The organism is Kribbella sp. CA-294648 (assembly GCF_050943845.1).
Lineage (GTDB): Bacteria > Actinomycetota > Actinomycetes > Propionibacteriales > Kribbellaceae > Kribbella.
This window is the reverse complement of sequence record NZ_CP191981.1, coordinates 7,280,783-7,302,107: the sequence shown is the minus strand read 5'-3', so window position 1 is coordinate 7,302,107 and position 21,325 is coordinate 7,280,783. Positions and strand designations below refer to the sequence as shown.

The 21,325-nt window shown below is 67.9% G+C and carries 21 protein-coding genes and 1 tRNA gene; 12 read left to right on the top strand and 10 right to left on the bottom strand.

Annotation, left to right across the window (positions count from 1 at the left end):
- Nucleotides 1-37 precede the first annotated feature (37 nt).
- Both ACQPYM_RS34680 and ACQPYM_RS34675 read right to left on the bottom strand, forming a co-directional pair.
- Nucleotides 38-901, bottom strand: coding sequence for a hypothetical protein (locus ACQPYM_RS34680; RefSeq protein ID WP_433009142.1), 864 nt, complete (start codon nt 899-901; stop codon nt 38-40).
- On the bottom strand, nt 898-1,470 hold the full coding sequence (locus ACQPYM_RS34675; protein WP_433009139.1) for an RNA polymerase sigma factor: 573 nt from the start codon (nt 1,468-1,470) through the stop codon (nt 898-900). Before ACQPYM_RS34675 ends, ACQPYM_RS34680 begins: the two co-directional genes overlap by 4 nt.
- A gap of 278 nt (nt 1,471-1,748) precedes the next feature.
- Between ACQPYM_RS34675 and ACQPYM_RS34670 the strand changes: the two genes are divergently transcribed.
- The 4 genes from ACQPYM_RS34670 (at nt 1,749) to ACQPYM_RS34655 (ending at nt 8,389) form a co-directional block, all read left to right on the top strand.
- Nucleotides 1,749-2,576, top strand: coding sequence for an SAM-dependent methyltransferase (locus tag ACQPYM_RS34670; RefSeq protein WP_433009136.1), 828 nt, complete (start codon nt 1,749-1,751; stop codon nt 2,574-2,576).
- Between the two features lie 215 nt (nt 2,577-2,791).
- The gene (locus tag ACQPYM_RS34665) at nt 2,792-3,778 is read left to right on the top strand and encodes a hypothetical protein (protein WP_433009134.1); all 987 of its coding nucleotides are present in this window, start codon (nt 2,792-2,794) and stop codon (nt 3,776-3,778) included.
- 100 nt (nt 3,779-3,878) lie between these two features.
- A complete protein-coding gene (locus ACQPYM_RS34660) occupies nt 3,879-7,478 on the top strand; it encodes a CARDB domain-containing protein (RefSeq protein WP_433009131.1) in 3,600 nt (1,199 codons plus the stop codon).
- 152 nt (nt 7,479-7,630) lie between these two features.
- Entirely contained in the window at nt 7,631-8,389 is a 759-nt protein-coding gene (locus tag ACQPYM_RS34655) for an SDR family NAD(P)-dependent oxidoreductase (RefSeq protein WP_433009128.1), read from the top strand.
- A gap of 43 nt (nt 8,390-8,432) precedes the next feature.
- Here the strand turns inward: ACQPYM_RS34655 and ACQPYM_RS34650 are convergent, their stop codons facing one another.
- Together ACQPYM_RS34650 and ACQPYM_RS34645 are read right to left on the bottom strand one after the other, a co-directional pair.
- Nucleotides 8,433-8,711, bottom strand: coding sequence for a hypothetical protein (locus ACQPYM_RS34650; protein WP_433009126.1), 279 nt, complete (start codon nt 8,709-8,711; stop codon nt 8,433-8,435).
- Nucleotides 8,712-8,774: 63 nt separating this feature from the next.
- Nucleotides 8,775-11,510 (bottom strand): ATP-binding protein, encoded by a 2,736-nt coding sequence (locus ACQPYM_RS34645; RefSeq protein ID WP_433009123.1) that lies wholly within the window; start codon nt 11,508-11,510, stop codon nt 8,775-8,777.
- A gap of 79 nt (nt 11,511-11,589) precedes the next feature.
- Here ACQPYM_RS34645 and ACQPYM_RS34640 point away from each other — a divergent pair, with 79 nt between their 5' ends.
- Nucleotides 11,590-12,531: an alpha/beta fold hydrolase gene (locus tag ACQPYM_RS34640; protein ID WP_433009120.1), complete on the top strand. Its 942-nt coding sequence runs from the start codon at nt 11,590-11,592 to the stop codon at nt 12,529-12,531.
- 9 nt (nt 12,532-12,540) lie between these two features.
- Here the strand turns inward: ACQPYM_RS34640 and ACQPYM_RS34635 are convergent, their stop codons facing one another.
- Genes ACQPYM_RS34635 through ACQPYM_RS34625 form a run of 3 tightly spaced genes read right to left on the bottom strand, consistent with a single transcriptional unit; the run spans nt 12,541 to nt 14,439 of the window.
- The gene (locus ACQPYM_RS34635; protein ID WP_433009117.1) at nt 12,541-13,269 is read right to left on the bottom strand and encodes an LmeA family phospholipid-binding protein; all 729 of its coding nucleotides are present in this window, start codon (nt 13,267-13,269) and stop codon (nt 12,541-12,543) included.
- Between the two features lie 25 nt (nt 13,270-13,294).
- A complete protein-coding gene (locus tag ACQPYM_RS34630) occupies nt 13,295-13,753 on the bottom strand; it encodes a DUF1707 SHOCT-like domain-containing protein (protein WP_433009114.1) in 459 nt (152 codons plus the stop codon).
- A complete protein-coding gene (locus ACQPYM_RS34625; RefSeq protein ID WP_433009111.1) occupies nt 13,750-14,439 on the bottom strand; it encodes a PadR family transcriptional regulator in 690 nt (229 codons plus the stop codon). The genes ACQPYM_RS34630 and ACQPYM_RS34625 overlap by 4 nt, the downstream gene beginning before the upstream one ends.
- 153 nt (nt 14,440-14,592) lie before the next feature.
- Between ACQPYM_RS34625 and ACQPYM_RS34620 the strand changes: the two genes are divergently transcribed.
- Nucleotides 14,593-14,952 (top strand): hypothetical protein, encoded by a 360-nt coding sequence (locus tag ACQPYM_RS34620; RefSeq protein WP_433009108.1) that lies wholly within the window; start codon nt 14,593-14,595, stop codon nt 14,950-14,952.
- A 60-nt stretch (nt 14,953-15,012) separates the two neighbouring features.
- On the opposite strand, the gene ACQPYM_RS34615 is transcribed toward ACQPYM_RS34620, so the two are convergent.
- Nucleotides 15,013-17,136, bottom strand: a complete 2,124-nt coding sequence (locus tag ACQPYM_RS34615) for an AAA family ATPase (RefSeq protein ID WP_433009106.1) — start codon at nt 17,134-17,136, stop codon at nt 15,013-15,015.
- A 219-nt stretch (nt 17,137-17,355) separates the two neighbouring features.
- Here ACQPYM_RS34615 and ACQPYM_RS34610 point away from each other — a divergent pair, with 219 nt between their 5' ends.
- Entirely contained in the window at nt 17,356-18,012 is a 657-nt protein-coding gene (locus ACQPYM_RS34610) for a hypothetical protein (RefSeq protein WP_433009103.1), read from the top strand.
- Between the two features lie 88 nt (nt 18,013-18,100).
- The gene (locus ACQPYM_RS34605; RefSeq protein WP_433009100.1) at nt 18,101-19,036 is read left to right on the top strand and encodes a hypothetical protein; all 936 of its coding nucleotides are present in this window, start codon (nt 18,101-18,103) and stop codon (nt 19,034-19,036) included.
- A 56-nt stretch (nt 19,037-19,092) separates the two neighbouring features.
- Here ACQPYM_RS34605 and smpB read toward each other — a convergent pair whose 3' ends face one another.
- Nucleotides 19,093-19,572 carry an SsrA-binding protein SmpB gene (smpB, locus tag ACQPYM_RS34600; protein ID WP_433009097.1) on the bottom strand — a complete coding sequence of 160 codons (480 nt, stop codon included), beginning with the start codon at nt 19,570-19,572 and terminating at the stop codon, nt 19,093-19,095.
- Between the two features lie 145 nt (nt 19,573-19,717).
- Between smpB and ACQPYM_RS34595 the strand changes: the two genes are divergently transcribed.
- From ACQPYM_RS34595 to ACQPYM_RS34580, 4 genes are read left to right on the top strand one after another with little or no spacing between them, the layout of a single operon-like run.
- Entirely contained in the window at nt 19,718-20,044 is a 327-nt protein-coding gene (locus tag ACQPYM_RS34595; protein WP_433009094.1) for an ArsR/SmtB family transcription factor, read from the top strand.
- Nucleotides 20,041-20,337 (top strand): SRPBCC domain-containing protein, encoded by a 297-nt coding sequence (locus tag ACQPYM_RS34590; RefSeq protein WP_433009091.1) that lies wholly within the window; start codon nt 20,041-20,043, stop codon nt 20,335-20,337. Before ACQPYM_RS34595 ends, ACQPYM_RS34590 begins: the two co-directional genes overlap by 4 nt.
- Nucleotides 20,334-20,504 carry a hypothetical protein gene (locus ACQPYM_RS34585; protein WP_433009088.1) on the top strand — a complete coding sequence of 57 codons (171 nt, stop codon included), beginning with the start codon at nt 20,334-20,336 and terminating at the stop codon, nt 20,502-20,504. Before ACQPYM_RS34590 ends, ACQPYM_RS34585 begins: the two co-directional genes overlap by 4 nt.
- Complete coding sequence (locus tag ACQPYM_RS34580) at nt 20,498-20,803, top strand: hypothetical protein (RefSeq protein ID WP_433009085.1); 306 nt, start codon at nt 20,498-20,500, stop codon at nt 20,801-20,803. The genes ACQPYM_RS34585 and ACQPYM_RS34580 overlap by 7 nt, the downstream gene beginning before the upstream one ends.
- Nucleotides 20,804-21,251: 448 nt before the next feature.
- On the opposite strand, the gene ACQPYM_RS34575 is transcribed toward ACQPYM_RS34580, so the two are convergent.
- Nucleotides 21,252-21,324, bottom strand: a tRNA-Arg gene (locus ACQPYM_RS34575).
- Nucleotide 21,325 lies beyond the last annotated feature (1 nt).

The following is a 21,325-nucleotide window of genomic DNA, read 5'->3' as shown; positions in this document are numbered from 1 at the left end:
GTCGGTGATCCATCATGACGACCCGGCCGGAAGAAGCTCATCGCGGCTGGTTGGACCAGACCAGGGTTCGGTGGCAGCTGGCGGGGTTCGGATTCGGCGTCTTGCCCGTCTTGAGGACCTTGGTGCCGTACGGATCGGCGTAGCAGTCGTCCGGCGACGGTCGTTGTTCGACCGAGTCGTAGATCAGCTTGCCGGCTTTGTCGTACGCGCGCACGGTCGCCGCCTTGGCATCGGCCAGCGAAGTGAACCAGAACCCGTCACGGAGCCGGGCCTCGACCAACGGCCCACCTGGTTTCTGGAGCGTGATCCTGGCCACCGGCGCGGTGTACAGACCGCTGCTCCCGCCCCGCACCTCCGCCGGCGCGAACAGGAAGAGGCCCCTGCCGGTTGGGCCCGTGATGGACCAGCGCTCGACCACCTTGCCTTGAGCATCCAGAGCGCAGACCAGCGAGGACCCGTAGCTCCCACTGACCGTGAAGAACCAGCGCTTCGGCGTACCGGGGGCGGTGTCCGTCTTGTACTCGAAGGCCTTGCCGCCCGTGTAAGGCAGGATTGGCTCCCGTAGACGGGGATTTTCCCTGACGCCCATGAGGCAGGCGGACCAGGTCAGCTTGGTCGCCAAGGCGTCGAGCGCCTGGGCCGGCGCACTCCTGGCCAAATCGCTGCCGGTCGACCCGCTCACGGCGGGCTCACTCCCATCGCCTCGCAGAGCCGGTACGCCGACCGCGAGGCCGGCGACCACCGCGACGACTGCCGCGGCCGCGGCGAGAGGGACGAGGCGACGGCGGGGTGTGCCCTGGTGGGACTCGTGCGCGACGATGGCGATCAGTTCCTCGCGCTGGCGCTCGCGGGTGGTGGAGCGGAGGTCGTGCTCCGGGGGCGGGGTCAGCAGGTTGTTCATGACTGGTTCTCCACGGCTGGGAAGTGCGCGAGGTCGCGCAGGTGCTTGCGGGCCCGGGAAAGTCGGGACTTGACGGTGCCGAGCGGGATGTCCAGCGCGACGGCCGCGGCTTGCTGGTCGAGGCCGGCCCAGACGCAGAGTTCGACGATCTCCTGCTCCTGTTTGGGCAACTTGCGCAGTGCTGCCCGGGCCCGGCGGATCTGCTGGTCGTCGTCGATCCGGCCGGCCACCTCGTCCGCGTGATCCCGCTCGTGGTCCGCGAGCAGGTGGGCGGCGGCGAGGGCGCGGCGGTAGCGGGACTTCGAGCGCCACTCGTTGCGGGCGGTGTAGTCCGCCGTACGGATCAGCCAGGGCAGCGCTGATTCCCGGTCCAGCTCGATCTCGGCCCGCCGGCGCCAGGCGTGCAGGAACACCGCCGAGGTGAGATCCTCGGCGTCGCTCCAGGACGCGGTCCGGCGGTACAGGAAGTTGTAGATCGCCCGGGCATGCCGGTCGTAGAGCTGACCGAAGGCCTCCGCATCACCCTCGGCGGCGCGGTACCACAAAGAGCGATCGCTGCCGGCTGTCATCGTCCGCCCATACTGTCCCGGCTGCAGGCCGATCATCGTCGCCGCCTGGTCATTGTCTGACGCATCAGGTTCCTCTCGGTGCTCAGTTCTCCGGTCCGGTCTGCCTGTCTGTGTCGCCCGGCTCGGGAAGGTTCCCGATCCGGGCCGGACATCTGGAGATCGGGGCAGGCTGGGGCAGGTCGTGGGCAGATCGCCGTTCGAGGCCCTGACGTCGTGTACGGAGCGCGATGCTGCGATAGCCTCCGGTAATTGCGATTTTCGGATTCCAGGCGGTGGAGATGGACCAGGGGGCTGACGATCGGCGCGGACGAGCGCCGGACGTCGATATGCAGCGGCCGAGCGACGCGCGCGTCTACGACCTGTTCCTTGGGGGCAAGGACAGCTTCGAGGTCGACCGGCAGCTCGCCCAGCAGGTGCTGAAGGTGGCGCCGGAGATGCCCGCGCTGCTCCAGGCGAACCGGCGCTGGCTGGCCGAGGTGGTCGAGCGGGTACTGCGCGAGGCCGCCGTGGTCCAGTTCCTGGACCTGGGGTCCGGGTTGCCGACCGCGGACAACACGCACGAGATCGCGGCCCGGGTGAACCCGAAGGCGACCGTCGTCTACCTCGACAAGGATCCGACCGTGATCCGGCACGGCCAGGCGCTGCTCGCCGACGACCGGTACAGCTTCTTCGCCGCCGGCGACCTGACCGACCCGGCCGCGGTGCTCGCCGACCCGATCGTCACCGGGGCGCTGGATCTCACCCGGCCGGTCGCGGTGATCCAGTGTCTGGTGCTGCACCACGTTCGCGAGACCAAGCGCGCGCGGGAGATCGTGACCGGCTACCTCGACGCGTTGCCGTCCGGCTCGTACCTCGCCCTGACCCACCCGTGCAACCCGCGCGACGGCAGCCGCAGCGCGGAGTTCGCGACCCGGGTGGAGGAGAAACTGCGACTCGGCTTCAGCAGCGTCACCTTCCGTACGCCGGCCGAAATCGGCTCCCTCTTCGAAGGCCTGGAACTGCAAGACCCAGGCCTGGTCAGCCTCGGCGACTGGTGGCCCGCCCCCACCACCACCCCCACCGGAGCCAGTCAACTAATCCTCGCCGCCCTGGCCCGCAAACCCTGACCCCACGCCCCGCTCGGCGCCTCGCCCCACCCGGCGGCCGGCTCGAAAGCCGGTGGCGGATCGGCGAGTGGGCGCCGATGATGGGTGGCATGTCTGCTGAGAAGGCTGCTGCCGCTTTCTGATCCGCCGCTGAGTTCCACAGCGTTCGCGTGATCGACGACCCTGCCCCGCGCCGGGTCCTTCAAGCGTGCAGTCTTTCCTTCTCAGGGAGCCCCATGTCCTCGCGACACCGCGAGATCGCCTGTGACGAGTCCGGATTCACCGGCTCCAACATGCTCGATCCCGATCTCGAAATCATCACCCATGCCGGTCTCCACCTCGACCAGGAGACGGCAGCGGAGTACGTCGCCCTGATCCGCGCGAGGTTCCGCCGCTACTCAGCCAGGGAGTACAAAGCCAGCCAACTCCTGCGGCACCGCATCGCCGTCGAGTGGCTGCTCGGCACGCTCTCCGGCCAAGCAACCGTGCATCTCACGGACAAGACCTACTTCACCGTGACCAGGCTGGTCGACCTGCTCATCGGCGACCCGTCGTACGCCGCCGGCACGAGCCTCTCGCTCGACCTGCGCCCAGTCGCCCGCACTCTGCACCGCGCCGGACCGGTCGTCTTCGGTGCGCCGAGATGGCGCGCCTTCCTCGCCACCTTCGTCATGATGATGCGCCACAAGCGCTATCGCGGGATCGACGGCCCATGGGTCGCTCGCTTCCTCCAGACCCTCGACGGGATGCGTTCGGAGCGGCTCGATCCGTTGCTGCAGCCGCTGCGTGACGCCCGGCCGCAGTTGTTCCACGTACTCAACGAACTCCGCGACGATCGCTCACCGGTCCCGCCGCCACTCGAACCGCTGATCCCGGCACTGTTCGAAACCGCGCGACTGTGGAGCGCCGACGGGTCGTCGGTGCGGATCCTCCATGACGAGCAGAGTGCGCTTACGCCGTACCGGGTCGCGCAGGTCGGCGCCCTGCTCCGGACCGTCTCGCCGAACCCGGAACCCCTGCTGGGCCTGACGATGCTGGACTCCCGCACCGATCCCCGCATCCAGCTGGCCGACTTCCTGGCCGGCGTCGCGCGCCACCTCGCCACCGCCGAACTCCGCAACCAGGCAGACCCCTACCTGACCTCCTTGCTCCGTCCCTACCTCGCCCCCACCTCGCTCTGGTGCCACCAGTCAAGCTGGCACCGGCTGACCACGAGCCGTTGACGGAGAGCCCACGGGCTGCAATCTTTGGCTACTGACTCGCAAAATATTTGCAGATCTCTGCAATTTGCGAGTCTCCGCCCCTTCCGTCGTGAGGACAGCCATGAAACGCATGCTCGGTGGCCTGCTCGCCGCCGCCCTGATCGTGATCGGACTCGTGCCGACCGTCGCCTCCGCCGCCGCGACGGCGGTCCTGACCAAGACCCTGACCGCCAACAGCTCCCTGGGCGACTACCCGGTCGGCAACGCCGGTGACGGCAACCAGAACTCGTACTGGGAAAGCACCAACAACGCCTTCCCGCAGTGGATCCGCGCCGACCTGGGCAGCGCCAAGGCAGTCGACCGAGTCGTGCTGAAGCTGCCGGCCGGCTGGGGCGCACGGACCCAGGCGCTGGCCGTCCAAACGAGCAGCGACGGTACGACGTACTCGGAGCTGGTCGCTAGCGCCGGCTACAACTTCACGCCCGCAAGCAACAACACCGTCACCATCACCTTCCCGGCGGCGACCACCCGCTACGTGCGGCTCAACATCACTGGCAACACCGGCTGGGCAGCCGGCCAGCTGTCCGAGTTCGAGCTCCACGGCCCGGACACCGGCGGCGACACCCAGGCGCCGACCGCGCCGGGCAGCCTCGCGCTGACCGAGCCGACCGCTGGGCAGATCCGGCTCGCCTGGAACGCCGCGACCGACAACGTCGGCGTAACCGGCTACACCGTCTACCGCAACAACGCCGCGGTCACCACGGTCGCCGGCAACGTCCTGACCTTCACCGAATCGCAGCCCGCGTCGGCGACGGTCGAGTACTACGTCCGCGCCCGTGATGCCGCCGGCAACGAGTCGGGCGACAGCAACCGGGTCCGCCGCGCCGGTCAGACGACCGGCTCCAATCTCGCCAACGGCAAGCCGATCGAGGCGTCCTCCACGATCCACAACTTCGTCGCGACCAACGCCAACGACAACAACACCGGCACCTACTGGGAGTCCAACGGCTTCCCGGCCACGCTGACCGTCAAGCTCGGCTCCAATGCCGACATCAGCTCGGTCGTCGTCAAGCTCAACCCGGACCAGATCTGGGGCCCGCGCACGCAGAGCATCGAGGTACTCGGCCGCGACCAAGGCGCCACCGCCTTCACGGTTCTGAAGGCGCGCGCCACCTACGACTTCAACCCCGCATCGGGCAACAGCATCGAGATCCCGGTCAGCGGCCGCGTCGCCGACGTACGGGTGCAGGTCTTCAGCAACACCGGCGCTCCTGGTGGTCAGGTTGCCGAGTTGCAGGTGATCGGTACGCCGGCGCCGAACCCGGACCTGGTCGTCACCGCGGCCAGCTGGACACCCGCGTCACCCAGTGAAAGCACGCCGATCACGCTCTCCGCGACCGTCCAGAACATCGGCTCGGCAGCGGCCGGCGCGACCAGCCTCAACTTCAACCTCGGCGGGACCGTCGTCGGCACCGTGCCGGTGGGCGCGCTCGCCGCCGGCGCTTCGGCCACGGTCTCGTTCAACGCCGGCACCCGCGCCGAAGGCACCTACAGCGTGTCCGCGGCAGTCGACCCGACCAACACGATCGTCGAGCAGAACGACACCAACAACACCTTCACCGCGGCCACGCAACTGGTGATTGCGCAGGCTCCCGGTCCCGATCTGCAGGTCACCGGCATCACCTCCAACCCGCCGAACCCGGCCGTCGGAGCCCCGGTCAGCTTCACCGTCGCCGTCCACAACCGCGGCACGTCCGCAGCAGCAGCCAGTACTACGCGGCTGACGGTCGGCAGCACCACTCTCACCGGAGCCACCGGAGCAATCGCCGCCGGTGCCACCGCCAACGTCGCCATCAGCGGTAGCTGGACCGCCACCAACGGCGGAGCGACTCTCACCGCAACGGCGGACTCGGCCAACGCCGTCACCGAGACAAACGAAACCAACAACTCGCTGGCACGATCCATCGTGGTCGGCCGGGGAGCGGCGGTTCCGTGGGTCTCGTACGAAGCGGAGGCCGCGAACTACCAGGGCACCTTGCTGGTCACCGACCAGCTGCGCACCTTCGGCCACACCAACTTCGCCACCGAGTCGTCCGGCCGGTCATCGGTCCGGTTGACCAGCCAGGGCCAGTTCGTCGAGTTCACCTCGACCAACCAGTCCAACTCGATCGTCGTCCGCAACTCGATCCCCGACTCGGCCAACGGACAGGGGCTTGAGGCAACGATCAGCTTGTACATCAACGGGACCTTCTCGCGGAAGCTCACCCTGTCGTCGCGCCACAGCTGGCTCTACGGCAACAGCGACGGACCCGAGGCGCTGACGAACACCCCCGGTGGCGACGCGCGCCGGCTGTTCGACGAGTCGCACGCCTTGCTGGCACAGTCCTACCCGCCGGGCACGAAGTTCAAATTGCAGCGCGACGCGGGGGACACCGCGGCGTTCTACATCATCGACACGATCGACCTCGAGCAAGTGGCAGCACCGTCGAGCCAGCCCGCGGGCTGCACCAGCATCACGCAGTACGGGGCGGTGGCAGGGGACGGGATCGATGACGCGGACGCCATCCAGCGTGCGGTCACCGACGACCAGAACGGCGTGATCTCCTGCGTCTGGGTCCCGGCCGGTCAGTGGCGGCAGGAGAAGAAGATCCTCACCGACGACCCGCTCAACCGGGGTCAGCACAACCAGGTCGGGATCAGCAACGTCACCATCCGCGGCGCGGGGATGTGGCACTCCCAGCTCTATTCCACGATCGAGCCGCAGAACGCCGGCGGCATCAACCACCCGCACGAAGGCAACTTCGGGTTCGACATCGACAAGAACACGCAGATCTCGGACATCGCCATCTTCGGCTCCGGGCGGATCCGCGGCGGTGACGGCAACGCCGAGGGCGGTGTCGCGCTGAACGGCCGGTTCGGGACCGGCACGAAGATCAGCAACGTCTGGATCGAGCACGCCAACGTCGGTGCCTGGGTCGGCCGGGACTACGACAACATCCCCGAGCTGTGGGGTCCGGCGGACGGTCTCGAGTTCAGTGGGATGCGGGTGCGCAACACCTATGCCGACGGCATCAACTTCAGCAACGGCTCGCGCAACTCCAAGGTGTTCAACTCGTCCTTCCGGACCACCGGTGACGACGCGCTGGCCGTCTGGGCGAACAAGTACGTGAAGGACCAGTCGGTCGACGTCGGCCACGACAACGCGTTCACCAACAACACCGTCCAGCTGCCCTGGCGCGCGAACGGCATCGCGATCTACGGCGGCTACGGCAACAAGATCGAGAACAACCTGATCTACGACACGATGAACTATCCCGGCATCATGCTCGCCACCGACCACGACCCGCTGCCGTTCTCCGGTACGACCCTGATCGCGAACAACGGCCTGTACCGGTGCGGGGGAGCGTTCTGGAACGAGGACCAGGAGTTCGGCGCGATCACCCTCTTCCCGTCCAACCTCCCGATCCCCGGCGTCACCATCCGCGACACCGACATCGTCGACTCCACCTACGACGGCATCCAGTTCAAGACCGGCGGCGGCGAAATGCCGAACGTCGCCATCACGAACGTCCGCATCGACAAGTCCAACAACGGCTCCGGCATCCTCGCCATGGGCGGCGCCCGCGGCAACGCAGTCCTGGCAGGAGTCACCATCACCAACTCCCGCGACGGCGACATCACCAAGGAACCAGGCTCAACCTTCACCTTCACCGGCCAGTAACCCGTCCCGACCGACAGGACGTAGTCCCCGTACTGCGCCCGGACGCCGCTCTCGTGAGCGTGGCGCTCGGGCGCACGGCGACTATGTCCTGTCGGTAGGCACAGTCACCCTCGGGCAGGATGGCGGGAACCATCGGCGAAAGGGTGTGCTGGATGTCGGTTTGTGTGGTGACGGGTGGGGGCGGGCCGCGGATCGGGAACGGGATCTGCCGGGCGCTGGTGGGTAAGGGGTGGTCGGTGGTGGTTGCCGATCTCGATCTGGCGGCCGCCGAGGGCGTGGTCGAGGAGTTGCGGGCGGCGGGCGGGGTCGCAGTACCGGTTGCTCTTGATGTCACGGATGTTGAGTCGGTACGGACTTGTGTGGCGGCGGCGGTGGGTGAGTTCGGGCGGATTGATGCCTGGGTCAACAGTGCTGGTGTCGGGCTGCGGAAGGACGGGGCCGAGGCGACGCCGGAGGAGTTCGATCGGTTGCATGCCATCAACTACCGCGGGCCCTGGACGTGCATCCGGGAAGTGCTGCCGGTCATGGTCGAGAACGGTGGCGGGAGCATCGTCAACATCGGGTCGGTGCACGCGGCCGGCGCGGCCGAGACCTTCACCCTGTACGCCGCGACGAAGGCCGCGCTCACTGCGTTGACGCGTGGGATCGCGCAGGACTACGGACGGCGCGGTATTCGCTGCAACATCGTTCAGCCTGGCGCGGTTGAGAGCCGCGGCAATGCGCACCTGCTCGACGAGTTCGTCGCGACCCGGCAGATGCTGCCGACGGCCGTCGAGTCGATCGACATCGGCAACGCGGTCGCGTTCCTGCTCTCCGCGGAGGCCCGCGCCATCACCGGCGTCGAACTCTTCGTCGACGCCGGTACGACGGCCATGCTGTTCGAGCGAGACGCTTCGGGCCGGCGGATGTAGGTGCGGCCGAGACGCTTCGGGCCGGCGGGCGAGACCCTTGAGGTCAGCGGGTGTAGGTGCGGGCCACGTCGATGCCGAGGATGGTCGGTGCGCCGGCCGGCTCGGGTCCGAGGGCCTTGGCCAGCGCGGGGCCGAGGCGTTCGGCGAAGAAGCGGTCGGCGTGGGCCTTCGACTCCCACAGGGTGACGACGCGGACGCCGTCCTCGGTCGTTCCGGCGTACCTGGCCTGCAGGCCGTCGGGCTCCGGGCCCAGGTTCTCCATCACCCGGTCGAACTGGTCGATGGTGGCGAAGGGCGGGGTGGCGACTGCGATCCATTGCATGACTGACTCCTCTGCTCGGGCGGCCGGTTGCCGGCCACACGAGTCACGCTACGAATTCGCGAGCTAGCGCGAATCCGCCGAATCACTCATCGGGGTACTCATTCCGCCCCGCGCCGCCCAGGTCGCGATCTGGCTGCGGGTGGCGAAACCGAGTTTGGTCAGGATGTGCTGGACGTGGTTCTGCGCGGTCCGCTCGGAGATGACGAGCTCGGCCGCGATCTGCCGATTGGTGAGACCGTCGGCGACCAGGGTGGCGACTTCGGCTTCGCGGGTGCTCAGCACAGACTTGGGGCTGGTCGGCGGTTTGTCCTGGAAGGCGGTCATGCCCAGCGACTCGGCCAGCCGGGCAGCCTCCTGGGCAATGGCGTCGGCTCGGGTTCGATCGCCCGGCCCGTTGCGGTGTCGTAGAGCCTGTGCAAGGTGGTACTGCGCCTCGGCCACGAACCCCGGTGCGCCCGCGCGACTGGCTTGATGGACTGCGGTGGTCAAGTCCTCGACGGCATCGCCCAGTCGTCCCAGTGCAGCGGCGCCACGACCCAGCGCCAGTTCGACCGGGCCGAGGTAGGCGACTCCGTTGCCTACGGCATGTTCACCCCGGAAGGGCTCCAGTCGCTCCAGGAGTACCGCCAGATCGTCGTGCCGGCCGATGCCCGCGCAAGCGAGTGCGGCGTACACGTAGCCGGGCATGACGAAGAAGGCGGGCAGCGACCACGTCTCGAGAGGACCTGCCTGCCGGTACGACGCTGTCGCCTCCTGGATGCGGCCGGTGCAGCTCTGCAGGTAGGCGCGGGAGAGGTGAGCCATCGTGGCGAACCGCGGCGGTGGGTCGAACACCTGGCCGATCGTGGCGTCGGGGGTGCCGACATGACCGGCCATGGCGATGAGCAGGGCGTAGTACGCGCCGGTCGCAGGGGCCGGCTCGACGACTCGCATCCGCTCGAATCCGCGCCGGGCGATCACCGCGGCCTCGGCGTACCGGCCGCGGGCCTGCGCGATGCAGGCGGCGACGCGATCGTGGTGCCAGGCGCTGACCGGACCGCCGACGCGGTCGACGGCGACCTTGAGGGCTGGGAGTTCCTCGGCCGCGCCGGCGAGCCTGCCGCTCTCGATCAGGGCATCGAGGCGCCAGAGCTCGCCCCACATCGCGGCGCGGGGGTTGTCGGTCCGTTGGGCGAGTTCGAGCATTTCTGTTGCTAACAGCAATCTTTCGGCGCGGCCCGATGGTCCCGGGCAGGCTTCTTGCCGGGCATGCAGGGCGTCGGCCAGTGCGCGGTCGTCGTTTGTGCGGCGGGCTAGTTCCAGTGCCTCCAGGCTGAGGCTGTCGAGCCGGTCCTGCTCGCCGTCGTAGAAGGCGAGATGGCTTCGCTGAGCCAGCAACCTCGCCCTGGTCGCGTCGCGCACGTCAGCGGCGAGGGCCTCCTCGCACAGTCGCTTCGCAGTGGTGTTGATGCCAGGATCGGGGACCGCCTCCAGGACGAGCGCTGCTTCCGCCTTCTGTTCCGGATTCTGTGCGGCCTTCGCGGCTTCGGTCGCCGCCTTCACACAGGTCTGCAGGTCGCCCGCGAGATAGGCCGCGCGACCGAGGGCTACTTGCCTGGAGCAACGTTCCTCCGCCGGTGTGGGCGCGATCTCCAGCGCGGCCTGGTAGAGCCGCACACCTTCCTCGTACGCCAGTCGTCGTACCGCGTCCTCGGCGGCGAGCACCAGCCAGCGTTGCGCAGTCGCACCTTCCCCGTACGGCGCCAGCTCGGCCCGGTGCCGGGCGATGTCGGCGAGGTGCTCGGTCAGGTCGCCGGCGTACTGCTGCTCCAGTACTTCGGCGACGCTCCGGTGCAGCGCGGCTCGATCGGTGGTGCTCAGCGAGGCCTCGACCGCGTCGCGGGTGAGGGCATGGACGAAGCGCAGGTTCTGGTCGAGGAAGCCGAAGGTGATGGCCTCGTCGACCAGCGGCAGGCAGCTCTCCACCGGAAGGTCGAGGACGGCGGCAACTGTGGCGAGCTGGAACTCACGACCGACGATCGCCGCTGCCTGCACCAGCCGGCGGCAGTCGCCGGTGACGCGATCGAGTCTGCTGGCGACGATGTCTCGGACGGTCCGCGGTGGCCGGTTGGGGCGCCAGGAGCCGTCGGCGATCGCGCGCGCGACCTCGGTGACGAACAGCGGGTTGCCGCCGGTGATCGCGTAGACATGGTCGACCTGGTCTGGTGTTGCTGTGGGCAACTGTTCGCGGACGGCGTCGAGGTCGAGCCCGTGGAGGTCGAGGCGGTCGGCGGGGAGGTCTGCCAGGAGTTTCGGGCGCTCGTCGTGGCGGCAGGTGGCGACAACGAGAACCGGGAGGTTGCCGACTTGGCCGGCCAGGTAGCGCAGTACGAGCAGGGAGGGTTCGTCTGCGCGGTGGATGTCGTCCAGCAGGATCACCAGTCCTTGGGGACCGGCGGCGTTCTCGATCGCTTCGGTGACCGCTTCGAACAGCTGGAACCTGTCGCCACCTGCTTCGGCCACGGCGTCTGGACCGCCTGTGCTGGCTTTGCCGGTCAGCAGGTGGTCGGCGTCGGCCTGCAGGCCCTTCAGCACCTGCCGCCACGGCCAGTACGCCGGTGCGCCGTCGCCCTCTACGCACCGGCCCCACACCACCGTGGCACCGGTCGCCAAGGCGCTCCCGGCGAACTCCTGCGCCAGCCGCGTCTTGCCGATACCTGCCTCACCGCCGCAGATCACCACCCGGCCGCGCCCGGCCCGCCCTTCCTCCAGCCAGCCCCGCAAAGCCTCGAGTTCCCGCCCCCGCCCAACGATCCCCATTGGCTTAGCATCGCGCCTCACCCGTACTTCGGGAAGGCCGGTGCCACGGAGCCGGGGCCTTGTCGGTCAGACTTGACCGGTGAAACGGTTCCTGCGGCGGGCTCTCCTGGTGATCGTCGGGTTCCTGCTGGTCGTCACGGTGGGGTCGTTCGCGTACAACGCCTTCACGGACGGCACGGCTCCGGCGCCGGACGGGTTGAAGTTCGTCCAGGCGGGTGACGTCAAAACCCGGTACGAGACGTGGGGCTCCACCGGTACGCCGGTAGTGCTGGTGCACGGCTCGGCGGAGTCGGTTGACACCTGGTCGCTGCTGGCGCCACTGCTGGCCAAGGGGCATCGCGTCTACGCCTATGACATCACCGGGTACGGGTACAGCGAGCGCAAGGCGCCGTACACGGTGGAACACCTTGCTGCCCAGTTGCTCGGGTTCCTGGAGGCTATGCAGCTCGGGGGCCCTGGGCAACCACGGCCGATGCTGGTGGGGCACTCGCTGGGTGCAGGCATCGCGGCTGAGGCGACGCTGGAGGCTCCTGAGCGGATCGGTGGGCTGATGTTCCTCGACGGTGACGGGTTGCCGCTACCGGAGGGTCGCTCGATAGCGCAGGACCTGATCGTTCCGCCGTACCGGACGACGCTGTACCGGATGGTCCTCGGCTCGGACTGGCTGCTGCGGCGGATCTACGAGGACACGTGCGGGCCGGGGTGCCCGGCGATGGTGGTCGACCAGTGGGTCCGGCCGTTCCGTCAGCCGGGGGCGGAGAAGGCAGTGTGGGAGATGACGGCTGACGGGATTCCCGCAGTACAGGCTGAGCGGCTGGAGTTGCTGCGCGGCGTACCGGCTCCTCGGTCAGTGGTGTTTGGGGAGTTCGACACCCAGGGCGGGAACGCGGCTGAGACGGCCACGCGGGTTGGTGCGCCGGCGGCTACGATCATTGCTGGGGCCAACCATTTGACACCGATCTCCCACCCGAGCGAGGTCGCGGCCGCTGTCGAGACGCTTGCTGGGCGGCAGGCTTCGTAGCTGTCAGGCTCAGGCTCCGGCGAGTTCGAGGTTGGCGGCGGTGGCGGTCAGGACGATCGACTGTCCCTCGACGGCGATCTGCCGGAGCTGGGCCTTGAACGGCAACCTCGGGACGGTGATACCGCGGGCCAGCACCGTGCGGACCGTGTCCCGCAGCGGCGCCGGAACGTTGTCGAGGGCAACCTTGTCGACGACCAGCCCGATCCGGCCGTTGCGCGCCACCGGCTGGACCGCGGCGGACGCCTGCAAACCCCGCACGGTCAGGTTCGCCACCAGCTGGTTGTCGACGATCTGCAGCTTGAGACCCTCGATGCCGCTGGTTCGCGCGGTGAGTCTGGTCAGCGCGGCCGGCGAGACGCGGAGCCTGACATCGGCCTGGTCCACCGTGACGGTCCCGCTCGTGTTTCCGGTCAGCATCTCCCGCGGTACGTGGATGGTGTGCATCTCGACCGTCAGGTCCTCGGCGGCGATCTTCTCGACGGTCGGCTCGCGCATGCTGAGCGTGACCTTGTCGAACTTGCTCCTGGCCACCTGCGGCAGGAAGCCGAACCCGCCGATCTCCACCGAGGTGCCGGCCGCGCGGACGTCGTACTGCGCAGCCTCCTCGGCAGCGGCCGTCGCCAGCCGGTCCTCGGCGAGTGACTCGCCGATCCGGTCAGCGGCGACGCCCAGGCCCGCCAGCACCAGCAGGATGACGAGCAGCGTCCGGAACGCGCGACGCGGTTTCGTGGAGCTCATGCTGGCGAAGCCTAGCGAGTTACTCCTAACCCCTGCTCGGCCCGTGCCCGTGGCCCGGTGCCCACTGCCCATGCCCCTGAGGCCAGCGCCCGTGACCCTGGTGCCAGTGCTTGTGGCGACGGGCTCCGCTGAACAGGGCGACCCAGAACAGCATCCACAGGATCCAGGGAGCAGTCAGTACTACGGCCGACACGACCAGCCCGACCGTCAGCACCGGCAGCAACATCATGAGTGGAGGCGGCGGGCCGACCCGGGTCCTGGGACGCTTTGGCCCTTGCTGGGTCAGCTCCGGAAGATCCGCGAACAGGAGCTCGACCTCATCGGCGTACCGGGCCCGGGTCGCCCGGTCGCTGCGCTCCTCGAACTCCTCCTGCGTCAACCGCCCGGCCACGAAGTGCTCACTCAGCGAGGAGACGGCCCGGTCGCGCTCGGCATCGCCGATGCGTAGTGAACCGCCGCCCCAGACAGGGAGAGGCTCGCTCATGACTGGTCCCGCTCGTCGTCGGCGAGGATCGAGTACAGCGTCCGCCGCAAGGTGATCACGGCATCCCGCGCCTTCGCCTGCTGCTCCGGCGTACCGGTCGCCATGACCTGCCACATCGCCGTCGCCACCTGCCCGAGGACCGGCTTCAGCCCGTTCTCGTCATCGTCCGCCGGCGCCGACATCGCCTCCCAGGGAGCCGAGACCTCGTCGGCATGCTCGGCGACATAGGCCCGGCCCTCGTCGGTCAGGGTGAACGTCCGTCGCCCGGTCGCGGCGTCTGCCGTCACCAACCCCTCGTCCTCGAGCTGCTGCAGAGTCGGATAGATCGACCCCGGGCTGGGCTTCCAGGCGCCACCACTGCGCTCAGCCACCTCCTGAATGATCTGGTAACCATTCATCGGCTGCTCCGCCAGTACTGCGAGGATCGCCGCCCGGACGTCGCCCCGCCGGGCTTTCGGACCCCTGAAGCCACGCGGCCCACCCGCCCACGGTGGCGGCCCGCCGAACATCCCCCAGCCGCCGAACGGGTGCTGCCCCCCGAACGGATGCTGCCCGCCGAACGGGTGCTGCCCCTTCGCTGTCCGCCGGCCGGTCATCGCCGCCAGCAGTTCTTCCTTGATCTCCTCGAATCCCGCGCAAGCACGCCCGAACCCGTGCCAGCCGCCGATATACGCCGATCCCGTCATCCCAACCACTCCTCACCGAGCCATCACGATACTCCGACGATATATCGGGAAGTCGCTTCACCCAAGGGCCCGATGGACGGCGGTACGGGAAGTTGCGGTTTGTTGTTACGGTGGGTGATTCCCCGCCGAGCCGTGCACGACTGAAGGGTCGCTATGAGCATCTTCGACAAATTCAAGGACAAGGCGTCCGAACTCCTGGAAGGCGCCACCGGCAAGGTCTCCGAGGCCACCGGTATCGACCTGAGCGGCGCCACCGACAAGATCGCCGAGTCCACCGGCGTGGACGTCGGCGGCGTCACCGACCAGGCGACGCAGTACACGGATGGTCTCGCCGACCAGGCCACGCAGTACACCGAGGGCCTCAGCGAAACCGCCCAGAACGCAGGCGAAACCGCCCAGGGCCACGCCGACGCCGCGGGCGACCAACTCGCCGGCACCACCGGCATCGACGTCCCCACCGAAGACCTCGGCACCCAGGCCACCGACAAACTAGGCGACATCACCGGCCGCTGACCCACCCCTGCCGATCAACTCCCGCGGCCCGTGGCCAGGCGGGAGTGATCGGCGGTCCGGTCAGGTGCCTGGGCGGTTGAGGAGGTAGTCCTCGGCGCGCATGGAGGCGGCCGGTTTGACGTCTTCGGGGATGATCTCGCGCAGGTCGCGTTCGGTCAGGCTGTCCGGGTCGCGCAGGGACAGCCGCGTTGCCTGGTTGGAGATCGCCTCTTCGAGCACGTTGCGGATGAAGCGGCCGTTGCCGAAGTTGTGGCCCCGGGGCGCGGCCGGGATGATCCGGCGGACCTTCTCCAGCACCGCGGGCGAGTGGATCATGCCCTTCTGCCTGGCCTGGAGTTCGAAGATCGCGACCAGCTGGTCGGTGTCGTACTCGTTGAAGGACAGCAGCTTCGGGAACCGCGACGCCAGGCCGGGGTTCGACTCCAGGAACCGCTGCATCTCGCGGTGGTACCCGGCGACGATCACCACGACGTCGTCGCGGTGGTCCTCCATCATCTTCAGCAACGTGGCAACGGCTTCGAGACCGTAGTCGCCCGGCTGGTTCTCCGGTACCAGGGTGTACGCCTCGTCGACGAACAGCACCCCGCCGATGGCCTCGCGGAACTTGGCTGCCGTCAGCGGAGCCGTAGTACCGACTCCTGATCCGACCAGGTCGGACCGGTCGACCTCGACCACGTGACCCTTCTCGAGCACGCCGAGCTGCAGGTAGATCCGGGCGAGCAACCGGGCGATCGTGGTCTTCGCAGTACCGGGCTTTCCGACGAACACCATGTGTCGCGCGCGATCCTGCGTCGGCAGGCCGAGCTCCCTGCGGCGCAGGTTGGTCTTGATCTCGGCGACCATCCGGCGTACCGCGTCCTTGATCGACTCCAGGCCGATCAGGGACTCCAGCTCAGCCAGCGCGTCATCGACCGGCGTCACAGGCTCAGGCAGCACCGACTCCTCCTGCGCCACGGCCGAGGTGTTCGTCTCGCGCGCCGGGACCGGGGTGTTCGTCTCCTTCGCCGCGGCGGGGGTGTTCGTCTCGTCCGCCAGGGCGGGGGTCGCCGGCGTCGCAGTCTTCGGGGCGGTCTTGACGGCCGGCTCGGGCGCCCTCACCGCGGGCGTGGGCTGCGTCTCCGTGGCGGGATGCATCTCGGGCAGCGTGAGCACAGCGGGTTCGGCGGTTTCTGCCGGGGCGAGGCGCTCACGGTTCAGCAGCTGGAAGAACGCACCCAGATCCGGCACCTCCGGCTCCGGCCACGGCCCCTTCTCCAGCACGCCGGCCAGATGGACCGACACGCGAGTCGCCGCGGCCGCCCAAGCCCGCGCCAGTACCTGCTGGTCCTGACCGATCGCCCGCGCCAGCCACTCGGTGTTGCGCTTCAGCCAGACCTGCGTGTCAAAAGCACCGCGCAAATCCGCCAGCGCATGCTCAACATCCCACCCAGCCACACCGAGGATCTGCCCCACGGCGGCAGGCTGCCCACTGAGCCCAGTGGCCCGAATCAACCGGGCGAGGAGCCGCGCGAAGTCCAGCCCGTCATCATCCGCGAGCACCGCCGACAGCTTGGCGTGCGCGTCCCTGAGCGACTCAAGTGAATAGTGCAAAGCCGCCGTGGCGCCCCCAAGCTCCGGCAGTACTGCGCGCTCGGCATCGCTGAGCACGGCGGTGCGCCAGAACTGAACGATCGTGTCGTAGTCGGCCGCAGTGTGCATCCGGACGGCCTCGCGGTCACCCAGCACCCGGTCGAACGCAGCGGTCAGCGCCTGCGCGCGAACCGCCATCGGCTCCGCACCGACGAACATATGCACCACATCACGCGACAACTGCAACGCCTGCAGACGCCCGGCCTCATGGAAGCTGCGCGCCCCACTCACCGCCAGCAACGGCCAATCAGTCGCCGCGACCCGAACCACATGACCGGCCCCCGCGAACCGAACCGAAGGCCGATAGAAATCCCGAGTCAGTACTGCGGAAATGTCGGCGTACGGCCCCTGAAGCACCGGAATCCACCCGGTGAGCAGCGGCGCAACCTGATGCACCAGCCACACGGCAGCCGGCGTACCGTCCACAAAATCCGGAAAGACCCCCGGCCGCAGCCCGTCGGGATCATCGGCCCATTCCCGAAGCCGCCCCCGAACCCCTTCCAGCCACCCATCCGGCACTTCCCACGGCCGATCAGCCCCAAGAACATCGAGCACGCGAGGCCTCCGGATCTCCTGAACCACAGACTCCCTCTCCGCCCTCGGACATCTGCCTTGAAAGCCTCACTTTAATCCGACACCAGCCGACCCCCGGCCACCGGCACCACCCACCGATCCGTAACGAGCCCAGCCGGATCCGTAACGAGCCCGCCCGGCTGAGCGATAGGGCGTGCAACGGGGCGGGGGCCCTTGGGATCAACTATGGGGAGGGCTCAAATGTTTCGAAGCATCAAGCGACTGGGGATCATCACCGCCGTACTGGCGTCGATGATCGTCGTACCGGCGCAGACCGCCGCCGCGGCCGACGGTTGCGGGGACGACTGGTACAAGGGATCGGACGGCTACCTGGAGAAGGACGGCCCCTGGGACGGTGCGGGCACCCGCAACGCGTGGGTCTATCACTCCGGACGGGTGCGGTTCTGCACCCAGAACGACTTCATCGGCGACGACGACAACCGCCGGGCGCTGATCGGGTACCCGAGCGATTCGTACCCGTTCGAGAGCTGGGTCATGAAGAACGGGAACTACAGCAAGTTCTGCGTCCGGCAGACCATCAAGGCGCAGATCACCGGGGTGAAGAGCTCCTCGTCGTGGACCATCAGCGGCTCGGTCTCCAAGGGCGACCCCTCGGTGAGCGCTTCCTACTCCTCCAGCTCCGAGACCCTGACGGTAACGGTGGCCAAGACCGGCACCTGCGCCCCCAACGCCAACCAGATCATCGCCCGCACCAGCGGAATCGTGATCACCGGCACCTCCGACGACTCCGCCGAGGTCCAGTGGGTAGAACTCAACACCCAACTCAGCATCGAGTACTGGGTCAACGGCACCAAACACGTCGACAACCACAACCTCACCGAAAAGGACTACAGCTAACCCGCAGTCCTCCCGAAGTGGCACCCCGACAACTTCCCGGGGTGCCACTTCTCAGCTCGACACAATGCAGGGTGACTACAGTCGAATGATGGACGAGCTGGACGACGATGCTGAGGACTACTGGCTTGAGGGTGGCGTCGATGTTCTGACGAGCGGCGCCGAGAACGGCTTCCTGCAGGAGGTCGACCGGGTCATCGATCTCCTGGGTACGGACGAGTCGTGGCTGGCGTGGTGGCGCGGGGCCAGTAGGACGCCAACTCTGGAGATCTGGCTTGTGGTGGCGAAAGCAGAGTCCGAGGGGGTTGACGAAGAGCGGGTGGTGCGCGGCAGAAAGCGGCACCTCGTGGAGATGCGCGTCGACTTCGAGAAACTCGAACCGTTCGAGCGGGACGAACGCAGACTGCTTGCGCTGCCGGCGATTCTGGAGGGCATCTCACGAGCATGCTCAGCCTTGAAGCTGCCGGGGGAGCCGCCCGCAATCCCCGATGCCGCGCATCCCGCGCCTCTCACCCCCGGCGTCCTCCGCCGAAGACGCCTCCGCGAACTCCGCGGCGAACCGAACACACCGCTACCTGACGGCGGCCTGTTCCCAGCTGCCCACCCGCCGACCACCACCCTGACAGTCCGCTCGGTCCAACCCCCAGACACCCAGCGCCTCGCACCAGTCGCCGCCGTCCCCGACCATGCCCCCGCCGACGGCGAACTCATCGTCGAAATCCACGTCCCCCTGACCGAAACCGGCAACGTCCTACCCGGCGGTCACGGATACGCCCACGGCTGGATCGACGACATCGAGGAGTTCCTCGAGGACGAGTCAAGCGACGGCAGCTTCGAGATCTACGACGGAGCCGAAGAACTCGACGGCGCCTACATCTTCTTCATCGCCGGCGCCCCCGCCGAGGACCTGCTCCGCGTAGCAGCGAACGTGGCCGCCCTCCCCGCCGTACCGCCCGGCGCCTTCGCCGTAATCACCAACGACCAGAGCGAAGAGATGGGAACCGGCCACCACGTCGCCCTTGGCTGAGCGGCACGACCCCCGCGGCTTGAAATCCTTTGCCTACAGCAACTACTGCGCCATGCTCAGTCCGAGCGCCCTTTCAACCGGCGGCTCAGCGCACGCTCCGCCTCACGGCCGGCCTCTCGCTCAGCCAGTGCGTACCGCTTGTCCCAAGTCTTCTTGCCCCGCCCCAGCGCAATCTCCACCTTCGCGCGACCATCCTTGAAGTAGAGCGTCAACGGCACGATCGTCAGCCCGCTTTCGTTGACCTTCCGCTCGATCTTGTCGATCTGAGCCCGGTGCAACAGCAACTTCCGCTTCCGCCGCGACCCATCGTTGAACCACCGCGCCTGCGAGTACTGCGGAATGTGTACCCCGTGCAGCCAGATCTCCCGGTTCTCCACCATGGCGAACCCACCCACCAAAGAAGCCCGCCCAGCCCGAAGCGCCTTGACCTCCATCCCCTGCAACACAATCCCCGCCTCCCACGACTCACCCAGCAGGTAGTCATGAGCAGCCTCCTTGTTACGCGCAACCACAGGCTCGGCCTCGGGCTTCTTCACCCCTAGATTCTCCCCCCACAACGCAACCCACCAGCAACCCGCGCCTCAACTGCCGGCCCGAATCGGACGACATGCTCAGCCGCTCCAGCAATGGTTCTGCGGGCCATCATTGACAGGTGACTAAATGGTCACCTATTTTGCGAGTATGGATGACGACCTGGTGTTCAAGGCGCTCGCGGATGCCACCCGCAGGCTGCTTCTGGATGCACTGCGGGCTCGCGACGGACTCACACTCACCGAGCTCGAGGCCGTCGTCGCGACTCAGGCCGACATGACGCGGTTCGGGGTGATGAAGCACCTGAAGGTTCTGGTCGAGGCGGGTCTGGTGAGGACCGTCAGAGACGGCCGGAACAAACGGCACCACCTGAACCCCGTCCCGATCCGCTTGATCCACGATCGCTGGATCTCTCGCTACACCGAAGTCCAGGTCGCTGCGCTCAGTGACCTCAAACAGCAGCTGGAGACCTCATGACTGAGGGAACGCAGATCTTCGAGATCTACATCCGAGCAACGCCGGAGCAGATCTGGGCGGCGATCACGTCCAACGAGTTCCGGGTCAAGTACTTCCACGGCGGCCGGGCCGAGAGCAGCTGGGAAACAGGCGCCCGGCTGCGCACGGTCGGCCCCGACGGCGACCTGTGGGGCGACAACGAGATCCTGCAGTCCGACCCACCGAAGCTGCTGTCCCACACTGGCGCAGTCTGTACGACCCGGCGATGGCGGCCGAGCCAACGAGCCGCGTCACGTGGACGATCGAGCCCATGAACGAGACCGACGCCCCCAGGTCGGGCGACTACTGCCGTCTTACCGTCACTCACGACCAACTCGAGAACTCGCCACTGACCGCGGAGTCCATCAAGGGCTGGACCTTCATCCTCAGCGGCCTGAAGTCGGTCCTCGAGACCGGGGAAGGACTGGTGACGTCATGGTGACCTGGTACCTGTACCGGCTGCTGCCGCATCGACCCGACTTCGCGGCCACGATGACCGCCGAGGAGAGCGCGGCCATGTTCGAGCACTTCGCCTACTGGCGCGGCCACCTCGACGCGGGGCGCGTGCTGGTGTTCTCGCCGGTCGCCGACCCCGGGCGCAGCTGGGGTTTCGCGGTGGTGTCGGGCGAGGCTGACGAGCTCGCCGACCTGCGCGCCGCCGATCCAGCGGTCAAGGCCGGCTACGCCGACGCCGATTTCCTCCTCCTACCCTCCCCGGTCATCGCCGGCCGGCCCCAGTGATGCCGTTAGGCACAAAGTCATCGCCACCGGACGGCATGGTCGCACCAAGACGCGGCTGTGACCGTTCGGCAAGCCCGAGGCCGACGTTGTACTGCACGAGCGAGTCACGAGGGACCACCGGCGCGCTTCTGCTTATGAGCGATGGCGGTAGGAACTTCACCGCGGCCGGCACAGGCTCAAGGGTGTGCCGACGTCCCGGCCGGATGAAGGCGTTTTCGACAGGTGTTCCTCCGGCAGTGTTGTGGCGCGTTGCAACGTTGCATGGTCACCGCACCACCCAAAGGCCCACGCGCTCGTGAAAGCTGTGCGGTGATGCGACCTTGTGGGGTTGCCGTGGCGGGGTTGGGAATGGCCGACGGCGAGCGGCGACGTAGGAGGCGCGGCTCGGGTGGGTGGGAGCTGCGACGGAGGAGCTGCGTGGCGGCTGTTCGGCTTACGTCTTGGTGGGTGCCCCCGGCAGGATTCGAACCTGCGACGCACGGTTTAGGAAACCGACGCTCTATCCCCTGAGCTACGGGGGCG

Bases quoted from the DNA above. Each gene is read 5' to 3' on its own strand.
- ACQPYM_RS34650 (WP_433009126.1), bottom strand. From the start codon at position 8,711: ATGCAATGGATCGCAGTCGCCACCCCGCCCTTCGCCACCATCGACCAG.
- ACQPYM_RS34645 (WP_433009123.1), bottom strand. From the start codon at position 11,510: ATGGGGATCGTTGGGCGGGGGCGGGAACTCGAGGCTTTGCGGGGCTGG.
- ACQPYM_RS34660 (WP_433009131.1), top strand. From the start codon at position 3,879: ATGAAACGCATGCTCGGTGGCCTGCTCGCCGCCGCCCTGATCGTGATC.
- ACQPYM_RS34590 (WP_433009091.1), top strand. From the start codon at position 20,041: ATGACTGAGGGAACGCAGATCTTCGAGATCTACATCCGAGCAACGCCG.
- ACQPYM_RS34670 (WP_433009136.1), top strand. From the start codon at position 1,749: ATGGACCAGGGGGCTGACGATCGGCGCGGACGAGCGCCGGACGTCGAT.
- ACQPYM_RS34610 (WP_433009103.1), top strand. From the start codon at position 17,356: ATGTTTCGAAGCATCAAGCGACTGGGGATCATCACCGCCGTACTGGCG.
- ACQPYM_RS34625 (WP_433009111.1), bottom strand. From the start codon at position 14,439: ATGACGGGATCGGCGTATATCGGCGGCTGGCACGGGTTCGGGCGTGCT.
- ACQPYM_RS34630 (WP_433009114.1), bottom strand. From the start codon at position 13,753: ATGAGCGAGCCTCTCCCTGTCTGGGGCGGCGGTTCACTACGCATCGGC.
- ACQPYM_RS34605 (WP_433009100.1), top strand. From the start codon at position 18,101: ATGGACGAGCTGGACGACGATGCTGAGGACTACTGGCTTGAGGGTGGC.
- ACQPYM_RS34680 (WP_433009142.1), bottom strand. From the start codon at position 901: ATGAACAACCTGCTGACCCCGCCCCCGGAGCACGACCTCCGCTCCACC.
- ACQPYM_RS34585 (WP_433009088.1), top strand. From the start codon at position 20,334: ATGAACGAGACCGACGCCCCCAGGTCGGGCGACTACTGCCGTCTTACC.
- ACQPYM_RS34655 (WP_433009128.1), top strand. From the start codon at position 7,631: ATGTCGGTTTGTGTGGTGACGGGTGGGGGCGGGCCGCGGATCGGGAAC.
- ACQPYM_RS34635 (WP_433009117.1), bottom strand. From the start codon at position 13,269: ATGAGCTCCACGAAACCGCGTCGCGCGTTCCGGACGCTGCTCGTCATC.
- ACQPYM_RS34675 (WP_433009139.1), bottom strand. From the start codon at position 1,470: ATGACAGCCGGCAGCGATCGCTCTTTGTGGTACCGCGCCGCCGAGGGT.
- ACQPYM_RS34580 (WP_433009085.1), top strand. From the start codon at position 20,498: ATGGTGACCTGGTACCTGTACCGGCTGCTGCCGCATCGACCCGACTTC.
- ACQPYM_RS34620 (WP_433009108.1), top strand. From the start codon at position 14,593: ATGAGCATCTTCGACAAATTCAAGGACAAGGCGTCCGAACTCCTGGAA.
- ACQPYM_RS34595 (WP_433009094.1), top strand. From the start codon at position 19,718: ATGGATGACGACCTGGTGTTCAAGGCGCTCGCGGATGCCACCCGCAGG.
- ACQPYM_RS34665 (WP_433009134.1), top strand. From the start codon at position 2,792: ATGTCCTCGCGACACCGCGAGATCGCCTGTGACGAGTCCGGATTCACC.